Genomic DNA, 13,169 nt, shown 5'->3' on the forward strand with positions numbered 1-13,169 from the left:
ATCGTTCGCCTGGCCCCGGTGCCGGGCGTTTTTTGTTCAGCATCAGGCACAACCATGAATGCTCTACTAGCCTTTTCCCGCCTGGTCGACAAGCTCAACACGTTTGTCGGCAAGTCCGTCACGTGGCTCACCCTCGTGGTGGTATTGGTCAGTGCGGGCAACGCCACCGTGCGCAAGGTTCTCCATACCAGTTCCAACGCATGGCTGGAATTGCAGTGGTATTTGTTCGGCGCCATCTTTCTCTTGGCGTCTGGCTATACGCTATTGAAGAATGAGCACGTGCGGGTGGACATCCTCGCACAGAAGCTCTCGCAGCGCGCGCAGATTTGGATAGAAATCCTCGGCGTCATTTTCTTCCTGATGCCCGCGTGCGTGTTGATCATGTGGCTCTCCTGGCCAGTGTTCGTCGACTCCTACGTCACGAACGAGATGTCGTCGAATTCCGGGGGGTTGATACGCTGGCCGGTCAAGTTGCTGATTCCGGTCGGATTCTTCCTGCTGGTGCTGGCCGGGCTGTCGCACCTGATCAAGTGCATCGCGTTCCTCTTGGGCAAGGGGCCGGATCCACGGGAGCGCGACCGGGCCAAGACTGCCGAAGAGGAGCTGGCCGAACAAATCGCCCGTGAAGCGCAAGCCCGCGAAGCGGCCGCGGCACGCGCGGCTGCTGGGGAGGCGCGCTAATGGCTGAGTTCCTGACTGCCAATTTGGCGCCCATCATGTTCGCCAACCTGGTGATCTTCCTACTGCTGGGATTTCCGGTGGCGTTCGCACTGGCTGCAAACGGCATGCTGTTTGGGCTGATCGGCATCGAGCTGGGGTTGCTTACCCCGGTTCTCTTCCAGGCTTTGCCCCAACGGGTGTTCGGCATCATCGCCAATGACTCACTGCTAGCCATACCTTTCTTTACATTGATGGGGCTGGTGCTGGAGCGATCCGGCATGGCCGAGGACTTGCTCGAGACCATCGGGCAATTGTTCGGTTCCATCCGGGGCGGACTGGCGATCGCGGTCGTGGTGGTTGGCGCCATGCTGGCGGCCACGACCGGCGTCGTGTCGGCCTCGGTCATTTCCATGGGGCTGATTTCTCTGCCCATCATGCTGCGCTACGGATACAACCGGCCGCTCGCGACTGGCGTCATTGCCGCCTCGGGCACGTTGTCGCAGATCATCCCCCCGTCGCTAGTGCTCATCATCCTGGCCGACCAGCTCGGGCGCTCCATCGGCGACATGTATCGCGGCGCCATCCTGCCGGGCTTTTTATTGGCCGCCGTCTATATTCTCTATGTCGTCCTGGTTTCGCTCATCAAGCCGTCGAGCGCCCCGGCCCTGCCGGAAGAAGCCCGCCGGTTCCAGGAGCCCAACGGCACGCGGGGCGGGCGGTCGCTGCTGGTGTTGATGGTGATCTCGGCTGTGATCGCGGTCGTTGCCGGCCGGTATCTCGAGCACGAGACCGCGCCGGTGGATGAGCGCATCGTCGTTACCTTGCTGATTTGGGGGCTTTCCGCCTTCGTCATCGCACTGGCCAATAAGTGGCTGCGCCTCGGATGGCTCTCCGCGCTCGCCGAGCGGGTCACGTTCGTGATGATCCCGCCGCTGTTCCTGATCTTCCTCGTGCTGGGAACCATCTTCATCGGCGTCGCCACGCCGACCGAAGGGGGCGCCATGGGGGCAGTGGGGGCCATCGCCATGGCCCTGGTCCGCAAGCGGTTGACTTTGAACCTGCTCAAGCAGGCCATGGACACCACGACCAAGCTGTCATGCTTCGTCGTGTTCATCCTGATCGGCTCCACCGTGTTCGGCCTGACCTTCCGTGCCGTGAGCGGCGATTTGTGGGTCGAGCACCTGCTGACCTCCGTGCCGGGCGGTCAATGGGGCTTCCTGATCGTGGTCAGCATCCTGACGTTCCTGCTGGCCTTCTTCCTCGACTTCTTCGAGTTGGCATTCATCATCGTGCCGCTGCTGGGGCCGGTGGCGGAAAAAATGGGCATCGATCTCATTTGGTTCGGCGTGCTGCTCGCGGTCAACATGCAGACTTCGTTCATGCATCCGCCGTTCGGCTTTGCCCTGTTCTACCTGCGGTCGGTGGCGCCGAAGGATGACTATACCGACAAGGTGACCGGCAAGCGCGTCGCCAAGGTCACGACCGGCCAGATCTATTGGGGCTCGATACCCTTCATCGTCATCCAGCTGTTGATGGTGGCGGCGGTCATGGTCTTCCCGTCATTGGTCACGCACTACAAGGCCGACCATACCGGCGTGGACCCCAACACCGTCAAGATCGAAGTCGAAAATCCCTACGGCGACGGCTATGGCAGCGGCGGCGCCTATGGTCCGGGCCAGGACGGGCGTGATCCGACTCTCGATTTCAAGTGAGGCAAAGGGGAGGCGGCCGGCAGTCCGGCCGCCTCAACTAGTCCGTTCCGCTGCGGCGGCGATTTTTTCGGTGATCGTCGCCGCACAGCTGCGCACGAGTTCCGCGTAGCCTTCTTCGTTGACCAGTTTTTCCCGTCCTTTCTCGTAGACGAGCGTAATCGCCCCCACGACGTGCTGTCCGTCGTTGAAAATCGGGGCAGCGATGCCAACGAGCCCGGGGTCGATTTCTTCGCGCGAGATGTAATGCCCCTCCTTGCGGATGCGCCTGTAATGCTTGGCGAATGACGCCCAGTCCCGGATGCCTTCGGGCAAGTCGGGATGCGTCGCGTTGCGTTCGTAGAGGCGCTTGAGGCGCGAGGCGGGAAGATTGGCGAGGATGACGGCGGACGAAGCCCCCTTGAAAAGAGGCATGGTATGGCCCCGGTCCAAGCTCATGGGGGCCAGCTCGCCGCCGAGCTCGTGGTGGCTGTGCACGATCTCATCGCCGTAGATGTTGCATAGCACGACGGTCATCGCGGTGCGCTGGGCGAGCTCCTTCATGCTAGGCCGGCTGGCCTGCAGGATGGGCTCGGAGCGCCGGATTCGGTAGTCCAGTTCGATGATTTTCGCGCCGAGCGCGTAGCGGCCGGCGAGCTTGGCCAACAGCCCGGTCTCGCAGAGCTGCTTGACGTAGCGGAAGGCGGTGGGCCGCGATACGTTGAGTAAGTCGGCGATTTCCTCGGCGGCCAGGGTGGTTCGGTCCTCGGAGAACAAATCCAGGACCTTGAGCACTTTTGCGAACTGTGACATGGAAGGGCGGGATCGATGCTCACGGAAAATGAAGCGCCGGCGCCCCCAAGGGGGCGTTCGGCGCCTCAATGGTAATCAATCCCCGTCCGGGCGATGGCTCATTTCGCCTCGACCGGCGCCGCGCTCGACACTGCGAAATCCGGCGTGATCTTGCGGCGGGTCCAATCGATGATGGTCGAAATGCACTCCGCAAGCTGCTTGGGCTGGCCGAGATAGTAGTGGGTGGCGCCATGGATCTGCACGAACTCCTTGTCGGGCGTGCCCAGTGCCTTGTGGATGATCGGGTTGTGGGTGGCGGGCACCGCGTCATCGGCCTCGTTTTCGATCTGCAGCACCGGAACGCGCCGGATGCGGGCTGCATTGACCGGTCCCTTGATGTTGGAATGATCGTAAGACCATTGCGAAAGCCAGCTGCGCAGGGTGCTGAAGCGAGCCAGGCCGACCGGGCCGGAGTTGACCACGCGCGGGTCGCCCAGGTAGCACCAGCCGGGCTTGCGGCCGTTGGGGTCTATCGTGGGGTCTATCCAGCGCACGTCGCACATCGTGCGGTGCACGACGAAGCCCCGTTCGCGTTCACCTTGCGGAGAACGCTTGAGTTTGTCCAGCATCTCCAGCGCCCAGTTGCTGATGCGGCGGTTCCGCGCCAGCTGGGCCGCGCGGAAGTGTGCGACGAAGGCCGGGTCGAAAGGAGGCTTGTTCGGGCAATCGGGCGAATAGATATCGAGTTCGGGATCCCGGTCGTCCGGGTCGAGCTCGTTGCGCAGCGAAGGATCCATCCACTCGGTCAGCGTCTCGGGGCGGCTCAGGTGCGCCGCGATGAAGATGATGCCGTCCGCGGGAGTGAGCCCGGCCTGTGTCAGGTCGTAGGGGTCGCCGGCAGGCGTATGCGTAATCGTCGGCTCTTCGGCCTGGGCTTGGTAGAACAGGGAGAGCGCCCCGCCGCCCGACCAACCGACTAACACGACTTTCTCGTAGCCGAGCTCTTCGCGCGCATAGCGCACATAGGCGCCCATGTCCGCCGCCACTTTTTCCATGATCAACGCCGAGTCGTTCTTGGCATAACGGCTGCCGCCGCACAGCACGTGCAGGCCAGCTTCGGCCAGCGCGACAGGCATGGGCAACAGTTGTAGCGTCGTGGCGGGATGCATGAAGAGGAACACGACCTTGGACGGCGCGTTTTTCGGCACGAGGCGCTGCCCTTCGAGGACGGTGTAGCCCTGGCTTCCATTGAAGCCGTAGGTCTCGACCATCTCGACCGTTTCTCTGAACTGGAGAATGACGGGAATGCGGTCGAATTCGTGCTTGGGGGGCATGGACATGTTGCGGTCTCCGGAAAGAATCATGATGCTTGACGCGCGCCCGGGCCGCCCGCTGGGGGAGGGCCCGGGCGGGCGCGAGCATGCGTGCGTGGCTTATGCGTGGGCTTATGCAGCGGCTGCGGCTTTTTCCCGAACCCAGTCGGCCAATTGCGCGTGGGCCCGTTGCTTGTAGGTTTCGAGCTGTTCGTCAGGCACTGTCCGGGTCGTCAACTCGAGCCGGATGCCATTGGGATCGAAGAAATAAATGGATTTGACGAAGCCGTGGTCGGTGACGCCGACCACCTCGATGCCGGCTTGTTCCAACTTGGCCTTGGCTTCGTGCAGTTCGGCTTCGGAGCCAACCTGCAGGGCAATGTGGTTGACCCAGTCCGGCGTGTTGGGGGATGGCGCGGCGGCCTGTCCGTCGCCGAGGTCGAAGAACGCCAGGTAGGAGCCATCCTGCATCTCGAAGAAGATGTGCACGTACGGACAGTATTCGCCCGTGCTGGGCACGCGTTCTGCGCGGATGACGTGGACGAGAGGAAGGCCGAGGATGTCTTCATAGAAACGGCGGGTTTCCTCGGCGTCCCGGCACCGATAAGCGTAATGGTGCAAGCCGTGTATGGGTACGAGCGCTGCCATGGTGTGTCTCCTTGAGTCGCTCCCCGATGCCGGACCGGGGAGGAACTTCCGTTATCCATGCAGCGAATTCTACGGAAATTTCAAAAAGTATCAATATCAGATACTTTAATTTTGTTTATCGCGAATTCTCTTCGATAAATTTCACAAACTATTTCGGTACTTGCGACAACAAAAAAGCCGCCCCAAGGGCGGCTTGCCAGGTGGTTCGAATGCGTGGCGTCAGAGGAAGGAAGGCCGGGCTTTGAGCGCGGCCGGGCTGTAGCCGGCGATTTTCTTGTAGTTGTCGGAAATGGCCTGCAATTCTTCCTGCGAAACGAAGTCTTCCAGGCGCTCGAAGGGTTTGCCGCCCGTGCGTTCGTACACTTCGCGCAGGATGGTGTCGGGCGGGTTGGCGCGGTTGGTCAGGACGACCTGGGTGGTCGCCGCCACGCGGACCTTGTCGTAGACCTGGAGGGCCTCCGGAACCAGCCCTTTCTCCTTGAGCTGGCCTGCCAGGAAGCGCGCGTCGATGATGGCTTGGCCGGCGCCGTTCGAGCCGCGGGGCACCATGGGGTGCGCCGCATCGCCTAGCAGTGTGAGGCGTCCCTGGGTCCAGGTCGGCAGGGGGTCCTGGTCGACCATGGGATATTCCAGTATGGCGTCCGAGGCACGGATCAGCGCGGGAACATCCAGCCAGTCGAAGTGCCAGTTTTCGAACGTGGGCAGGAAGTCTTCCAGGCGCCCCGGGCGGCTCCAGTCGCGGATGGCGGGATTCGGGTCAGTGATCTCCGCCACCCAGTTGATGAGCTGGTTCCCTTTGCCATCCACGTTGTTGCGGATGGGGTAGATGACCATCTTGCCCACGTCCAGCCAGCCTGCGCGCACCATGCTGGCCTCGCTGAGGAAGGGTTTCCAGACGGTGGTGCCGCGCCACATGTTGACCCCGGAGTAGCGGGGCGCGCCTTCGTCCGGGTAGAGCTGCTTGCGCAATGCGGAGTGCACGCCGTCGCAGCCGATGACGAGGGCGGCTTGCACGCTTGGCAGCTTCTCGCCTTCGGGCGATACGAAATGGGCCGTGATCGAGTCATCGTCTTGGGAAACGCCGGTGCACCGCGCGCCGCACACGACGGCGTCCGCTCCCAGGCGTTGCTTGACGGCGTCGAGCAGCACGGTTTGCAGGTCGCCGCGGTGTATCGAGTATTGCGGCCAGTCGAAGCCGGCGTCGAGCCCGGCCGGCTCGCGGAACACGAACTGGCCATGTTCGGTGAAAAAGATGGATTCGCGGGTGCGGACCGCCACTTTGTCCAGTTCCGGCAGCAGTCCGAGTTCGCTGAGTTCGCGCGCTGCATGGGGCAGGATGTTGATCCCGACGCCCAGCGCCTTGAGTTCCGGCACGGCCTCGTATATGCGGCAGGCAATGCCGGCCTGGTGCAAGCTCAGGGCCAGGGTCAAGCCTCCTATTCCTGCTCCGATGATGACGACGTCTTCCTTGCGGCTCATTTCACACCTGTTTTGGATTGTCTCTTGCCGGCCTTGCCCGGCCGCCGGGGTGGTATTAGGCGACAGATCGAGGTATTTTGGAAATTTAGATGTGATATGGATACATATTAGGTTCTTATGAATCTCTCTTTACGCCAGTTGCAGGTATTCCTGCACGTCGCGCGTATCGGCAACTTCACTCGCGCTGCAGAGAAGGTGCACATGACGCAGGCCGGCCTGAGCATCATGATCCGCGAGATGGAGAAACAGCTCGATTGCCGACTGTTCGACCGCACGACGAGGATGGTCGTGCTGACGCCGGCCGGCCGCGACCTGCTGCCGGTTGCGCAGCGCGTGGTGGGCGATCTCGAGGCCGTCGTGGCCAAGCTTGGCGTAGAGGGGAAGCGGGCACGCCAGACGCTTCGCATCGCCGCCCCACCCATGATCTCTGCCAACATCCTGCCGCACGTTTTCCAGCAATTCAAGGCCGCATATCCCCATGTGGAACTGCGGCTGGCCGACGCCGACCTGCATCAGGTCGAAGCCCTGGTTGCCGGCGGAGAGGCGGACCTCGGCCTGGGGTTTTTTTTCAAGCCCCCGGCCGGCCTGGAACGGGCACCGGTGGGCAAGTTCCGGCTCATGCGGGTCGAGCCGGGGCAGCAGGCGCCGGGCCGCCCCGTGGGAACGACGCCGTGGAGCAACTTGCGGACCGCAACCTTGATCAGCCTGCCTGCCAGCAATCCGATTCAACGGCTAATCGAGCCGCACTTGGAGAAAATCGGGCGGGGAAACGAAGACCGGCCGACTTTCAATTTCTTCGAGACGCTGATCTCTATGGTCGAGGCCGGAATGGGCACGGCAGTCATGCCGACTTTCGCCCTCGTCGCCTGCCACCGTCACCGGGTGGCGGCCGATCTGCTGGTCAAGCCCGCGGTGAGCCTGGACTTGTATCAGGTCACGCGGCGCGGCTTCAAGGCGCCGGAGGTCATGGAGGCCTTCCGGCGTGCCTTGATGGAGGCTCTTCCCGCGGTGGGCGGCTGAGGGGCGGGGGGCCGGCCGGCCCGCCAGGCTTTACCGCGCCTGCGATAATGCGGCTGATCCGCGCCCGGCCGGGCGCCGGACGAGATCAACGAGAGACACCATGTTGTTGCAAGTCATCTACCTCCTGGCCATTACCGCGGAGGCCGCGTCGGGCGCCATCATGGGCATGCGCCGCCGCATGGACGTGTTCGGCGTCTGCGTCGTCGGGACCGTGACTGCCCTGGGGGGCGGTTCCATCCGCGACATGCTCCTTGGCCATTACCCGCTCGGCTGGGTGGCTCACCCCGAATACCTGTTCTTCACGGTGGGGGCGGCGCTGTCCGCCGCCTACCTCGTGCGTTTCATGCATCGCGTCCGCATGGCCTTCCTGCTGCTCGACGCCCTCGGGCTGGTGGCGTTTGCCATCATCGGGTGTGACGTCGCCGCTTCGGTCGGGGTGCATCCCAGCATCGTCGTGCTGATGGGCATGGTCACGGGCATTTGCGGGGGGCTGCTGCGCGACGTTTTGTGCAACCAGGTGCCGCTCGTCCTGCGCCGCGACATGTACGCCTCGGTGGCGCTCGCCACCGGAACGCTATACGTTTTGCTGCAACGGTACGGCGTCGGGCACGACCATGCGACGGGCATCGCGTTGGTGACGGGTTTCCTGTTCCGCTTGGCGTCTATCAAGTGGGGTTTGGCGCTGCCCGTGTTCAAGGCGCAGCGGCATTTGGAAGATTGACCGGATGCGTGCGGCACGGCCTGCCGCCTAGGCTATGCTGCGATGACCCCGTTTCCCCGGAAGGACGGCCCATGAGTCAGACCTCTTTGCAGTACCGCACCTTTTTGTTGCTGTTGGTTTTGGTTACGGTCGCGTTCGGCTGGCTGCTATGGCCATTTTTCGGCGCGGTCTTCTGGGGAGCCATCCTCGCCATCATTTTTTATCCGCTGCAGCGGCGACTGTGTGCGCTGTTCGGCGGGAGAAGGAATCTCGCGGCGCTGACCACGCTGCTCGTCTGCGTGCTGATCGTCATTATTCCCGTGTCTGCCATTGCTGGGGCGATCATCAGCCAGGGCGCCGCAGTGTACGAACAAATCCGCGCGGGCGACATCAACTTCGGCGCCTACATGGAGCGGGCGATGGCGGCATTGCCGCCGAGCGTGCGCGGCCTGATGGACAAGTTCGGCCTGGTCGACGTATCAAGCATCCAGGCCAAGCTGGCCGAAGTCGCCGCCAAAGGCAGCCAGTTCTTTGCCACGCAGGCGCTGAACATTGGCCAGAACACCTTTCAGTTCGTGGTCGGCCTCGGCGTCATGCTGTATCTCTTGTTTTTCCTGTTGCGCGACGGGCCAGGGCTTTCCGCGCGCATCCGCCAAGCCCTGCCGTTGACCGAGGAGCACAAGCGCCACCTATTCCGGAAATTCATTGCCGTGGTGCGGGCGACGGTAAAAGGCAACATCGTGGTCGCGGTCACCCAGGGGATGCTGGGCGGCATCATATTTTGGCTGCTGGGCATCAAGGCGGCCTTGCTCTGGAGCGTGGTCATGGCTTTCCTCTCGCTCTTGCCCGCAGTCGGCGCGGGTCTCATCTGGGGGCCGGTGGCCGTGTACTTCATTCTGACGGGCTCCATTTGGCAGGGCGTGGTGCTTACGCTGTACGGCATCCTGGTCATCGGGCTCGTGGACAACGTGCTGCGGCCCGTCCTCGTCGGGAAGGACACCCGCATGCCCGACTACGTCGTGCTCATTTCCACGCTGGGCGGGATGGCCTTGTTCGGCATTAATGGCTTCGTGATTGGTCCGTTGATCGCCGCGCTGTTCATCGCGGTCTGGGATTTGTTCTCTTCCGTCGAGGAGCCGCCACCGGCGACCGGCGCATAGCTCGCGGGGCCCGCGAGCATTGGACACGGCCATTCCGGTTTTCCGGAATGGCCGTGTCCGTTTATTGCGGGAATCTGCCCATCCCCTGTGTCGTCCGGCGCAAGGGAGCATGCAAAAAATACATAGAAACAATGAGTTAGCCGGAGGGCGAAGAGGGGCTCCCCGCTGGCACGAGCTTTGCAATATCGGCCTTGCCGTAACGACAAGAAGACGAGAAAGAGGCCTTGCCTCAGCTGTGCTACGAGTCCGGGGGGCACGGCGGTTCACGAGACCGCTTCTGCTGCAACACATCGAATGGCCAGGCCCCGTCTCCCGGGCGGGGGTGGCGACGCGTGCGCAAAGGACATCGTGCGTGCCGTCGGGGCGGCAGCTAACGACAAGACTAAATGAGGAGATTTTCATGCGACAGATGCGTACTAGTCGCCTTCGCCAGGGAGGGTATGGACTGGCGAGGTGGGCATGGGCGGTAGGTGCGGCGGCCGTATTGGTAGCTGCCTGCGGCGGAAGCGATGGCGGTGCGCCTTCGCCCGATGATCCGCCGGCGCCTCTACTGAAACTAAGCACCGTTTCATCCCTACCGGACTATGTGACGGGGGGCGATGCGCTCGTCCAAATCGAGGTGCCGCCCGGTGTGGAGGGTGAGCTTGTCGTCATGCTCGACAACAGCGATGTGTCGCGCGCGTTCACCAAGATAGGAAGCTCGACCTGGCAGGGGCTGGTGAGCGGGATGGTGGTGGGCAAGAACACCTTGCATGCACAAATTGGCGAGGCGACGGCGACCCTCGAGGTCACGAACTATCCGATTACCGGGCCGATGATATCCGGCCCCCATGAGAAGCCCTTCCTGTGCACCACGACGAGCTTCGGGCGGCTGGGGGGAGGCACGCTCGACGGTCCCTTGGATGAGCATTGTTCGACGAATACCCGGATCGATTACTTCTATCGCAGGACCACCGGGGGCAACGCGCGTTGGAATACCCCGACGGTCTATCCGGACGACATGGCCTACATCACCATCGATGAGGGCAAGCCAACCGAACGCACGGTGCCGTATCTGGTCCGGCTCGAGACCGGCACGATCAATCGTGGCATTTACCAGTCGGCCATGCTCCACGATCCGTTGAACGAGGGGCCCATCGGTCCCGATAAGCGGTCCAAGGCCTGGAATGGGAAGCTTATCTATCCCTTGGGCGGAGGCTGCCAGGGAGGCTGGTATACGCAAGGCGGAACGTTCAGCACGCTCATCGTCGACGAATGGATGAAGCAGGGCTATGCCGCGGTGACTTCCACCCTCAACATTTTCGGCTCCAACTGCAACGACCTGCTTTCTTCGGAAACAGTCGCGATGACCAAGGAGCGCTTCATCGAGGCCTACGGGGTGCCGGTCTATACCATAGGAACCGGCGGATCGGGCGGTGCCTACCAGAGCTTCCAGACATCGGATAATTATCCCGGGCTGTTCGACGGCATCATCGTGAATTCGGTCTTCCCGGACGTGACTTCGGCCACCCTGTTCAAGCTGTTCGATTCGCGCTTGCTCAACAATTACTTCAACCGCCCGGGCGGACTTGCCTACACGGATGAAAAGAAAAAGGCGATTTCCGGCTATTTGCAAGTAGGCAATATCTCCGCCATGAGCACCAGTGCGGGACGGCTCGACCCAGTCCTCTCGTTCCCATCCGGTTTCCCCGAGGAGCTGAAGTACCATCCGGTCGATCGGCCTAGCGGCGCACGGGCAACCGTTTACGACCACACCGTCAACGTGTACGGGAAAGACTCCCGCGGATTCGCGCTGCGCCCGATCGACAACGTGGGCGTGCAGTACGGGTTGAAGGCGCTCAACGATGGCGTCATCACGGTGGAGGAATTCCTCGACCTGAATGCCAACATCGGTGGCCTGGACGTGGATCTGCAGCCGACGCCGCAGCGCACCTCAGGCGACCTCGATGCCATTCGCCGCGCCTATCAGTCGGGCCGCATCACGTATGGCGGAGGCGGCTTGGCCTCCACGGCCATCCTTGAGCACCGGGATTACTTCGACAAGGCGGTCAACGGCGACATCCACAACAAGATTCACTCCTACTCGGTGCGTGAGCGGCTGAAGGCGGCAAACGGCCATTTCGACAATCACGTCATGCTCGGTCCCGGCCGGGTGTCTGACAGCTTGCTGCAGTTGATGGACCAGTGGCTGATGGGAGTGGTCAACGACAAGTCGGACGAACCCAAGGCGCGAAAAGTCGTCGCCCACAAGCCCGCCGGCCTGGCCGACGCTTGCTGGGACGAGTCTGGCGAGAAGATTGTCGAACCGTCCACGCCATTCGGCGACGGCCGCTGCAACGAGCTCTATCCTGCGGGCATTACGCCCCGGATGGTGGCGGGCGGGCCGTTGGCGGACAACATCGTCAAGTGCCAGCTCAAGCCCGTCGACCCTGCCGATTACAAGGTGCCGTTGACCCCGGGGCAGCTGAGCCGCCTGCGCGAGATTTTCCCGGACGGCGTCTGCGACTGGACCAAGCCCGGCGTCGAGCAGCAGCCGCTCGTGGGTACCTGGATCTCGTTTGGTCCTTCTGAGAAAAACCTGCTGTTCGACGTTACGCGTCCGTAACGGGCCAAGCCAGATGTAGCCGACCCCGTCCAGGGGTCGGCGCGTTCGTCCAATTCATCCGGACAGTCAAACTTTTTTCTACTGACTATATGAAATTCCTATCCAGCATCTCGATGACGATCCTGGCCGCGTCGGCCGCCTTCACCACATGTGCCCAAGAGTATCCGGGCAATGCTCCTGTCATGGCCGTCGTCCCGTTTGCGGCGGGCGGTCCTACTGATAAGGTCGCGCGGGAAGTGACGGCCATCATGAGCAAGCACCTCAAGGCCCAGATCGTGATCGAGAACGTCGGCGGTGCAGGCGGAACGATCGGCGCGCGGAAAGTCGCTTCCGCACGCAATGACGGCCATACCGTGCTGATTCACCACATCGGCATGTCTACCGCACCCGCGTTGTACCGGAAACTGGGCTTCGATCCACTCGAGGATTTCGAGATGGTGGGCGAGATCGCCGACGTACCCATGGTTCTCTTGGGCAACAAGAACCTGCCGCCCCAAGATTTCAAGGAGCTGTTGCCGTACATCCAAAGCAATGCCAGTAATTTGTTCATGGCCAATGCGGGCATCGGGTCAGCGTCGCACCTGTGCGGCCTGCTTTTCATGAGCGCCATCGGCAAGCAGCTTGGAACGGTTCCCTATAAGGGCACGGCTCCTGCGCTCACGGACCTGATCGGAGGCCAGGTCAATCTGATGTGCGACCAGACGACAAACGTGTCGGGCCAAATCAAGGCCGGCGTGGTCAAGCCTTATATCGCCATGCAATCGGCACGTATCGACGCTTTCCGGGATATCCCCGCGGCGTCCGAACAGGGGCTCCCGGGCATCGAAGTGAAGATCTGGCATGCCATGTACGCGCCCAAGGGAACGCCAGCCGATGTCGTCGCGAAATTGTCGGCTGCGCTGCAAGCAGCCGTAGAGGACCCGAGCTTCCGCAAGAAGATGGAAGACCTAGGGGCCCAGGCGGCCACGGCCGACCGTGCAACGCCAAGCTCCCTGCGCAAGCACTTGAGCAACGAAATCAATAAGTGGACGCCCGTCATCCGGGCAGCCGGCGTTTACGCGGACTGACATGGGCCGGGCTTGCGGCGGGCGCAAGGCCGCAAGC

General features: G+C 62.4%; 11 protein-coding genes. 7 read left to right on the forward strand and 4 right to left on the reverse strand.

From position 1 onward, the window contains the following. Positions 1-54: 54 nt before the first annotated feature. Together Q0319_RS18015 and Q0319_RS18020 are read left to right on the forward strand one after the other, a co-directional pair. Complete coding sequence (locus tag Q0319_RS18015) at positions 55-681, forward strand: TRAP transporter small permease subunit (RefSeq protein WP_296470681.1); 627 nt, start codon at positions 55-57, stop codon at positions 679-681. Further along, positions 681-2,372, forward strand: coding sequence for a TRAP transporter large permease subunit (locus Q0319_RS18020; RefSeq protein WP_299454914.1), 1,692 nt, complete (start codon positions 681-683; stop codon positions 2,370-2,372). The genes Q0319_RS18015 and Q0319_RS18020 overlap by 1 nt, the downstream gene beginning before the upstream one ends. 33 nt (positions 2,373-2,405) lie before the next feature. On the opposite strand, the gene Q0319_RS18025 is transcribed toward Q0319_RS18020, so the two are convergent. The 4 genes from Q0319_RS18025 to Q0319_RS18040 form a co-directional block, all read right to left on the reverse strand. After that, the gene (locus Q0319_RS18025) at positions 2,406-3,161 is read right to left on the reverse strand and encodes an IclR family transcriptional regulator (protein ID WP_296470850.1); all 756 of its coding nucleotides are present in this window, start codon (positions 3,159-3,161) and stop codon (positions 2,406-2,408) included. Positions 3,162-3,259: 98 nt separating this feature from the next. Further along, on the reverse strand, positions 3,260-4,480 hold the full coding sequence (locus Q0319_RS18030) for an alpha/beta fold hydrolase (RefSeq protein WP_296470845.1): 1,221 nt from the start codon (positions 4,478-4,480) through the stop codon (positions 3,260-3,262). A 105-nt stretch (positions 4,481-4,585) separates the two neighbouring features. Next, on the reverse strand, positions 4,586-5,101 hold the full coding sequence (locus Q0319_RS18035) for a VOC family protein (RefSeq protein WP_299454920.1): 516 nt from the start codon (positions 5,099-5,101) through the stop codon (positions 4,586-4,588). 219 nt (positions 5,102-5,320) lie between these two features. Next, entirely contained in the window at positions 5,321-6,580 is a 1,260-nt protein-coding gene (locus tag Q0319_RS18040; RefSeq protein WP_296470652.1) for a flavin-dependent oxidoreductase, read from the reverse strand. A gap of 117 nt (positions 6,581-6,697) precedes the next feature. Between Q0319_RS18040 and Q0319_RS18045 the strand changes: the two genes are divergently transcribed. The 5 genes from Q0319_RS18045 (at position 6,698) to Q0319_RS18065 (ending at position 13,132) form a co-directional block, all read left to right on the forward strand. Beyond that, complete coding sequence (locus Q0319_RS18045; RefSeq protein WP_296470649.1) at positions 6,698-7,600, forward strand: LysR family transcriptional regulator; 903 nt, start codon at positions 6,698-6,700, stop codon at positions 7,598-7,600. 106 nt (positions 7,601-7,706) lie between these two features. Further along, a complete protein-coding gene (locus tag Q0319_RS18050; protein WP_296470655.1) occupies positions 7,707-8,321 on the forward strand; it encodes a trimeric intracellular cation channel family protein in 615 nt (204 codons plus the stop codon). Between the two features lie 71 nt (positions 8,322-8,392). After that, positions 8,393-9,460: an AI-2E family transporter gene (locus tag Q0319_RS18055; RefSeq protein ID WP_299454924.1), complete on the forward strand. Its 1,068-nt coding sequence runs from the start codon at positions 8,393-8,395 to the stop codon at positions 9,458-9,460. 409 nt (positions 9,461-9,869) lie between these two features. Continuing rightward, complete coding sequence (locus tag Q0319_RS18060; protein WP_299454926.1) at positions 9,870-12,065, forward strand: DUF6351 family protein; 2,196 nt, start codon at positions 9,870-9,872, stop codon at positions 12,063-12,065. A gap of 113 nt (positions 12,066-12,178) precedes the next feature. Further along, complete coding sequence (locus tag Q0319_RS18065; protein WP_296467955.1) at positions 12,179-13,132, forward strand: tripartite tricarboxylate transporter substrate-binding protein; 954 nt, start codon at positions 12,179-12,181, stop codon at positions 13,130-13,132. Positions 13,133-13,169 lie beyond the last annotated feature (37 nt).

Source organism: uncultured Pigmentiphaga sp. (assembly GCF_937950555.1).
Lineage (GTDB): Bacteria > Pseudomonadota > Gammaproteobacteria > Burkholderiales > Burkholderiaceae_B > Pigmentiphaga.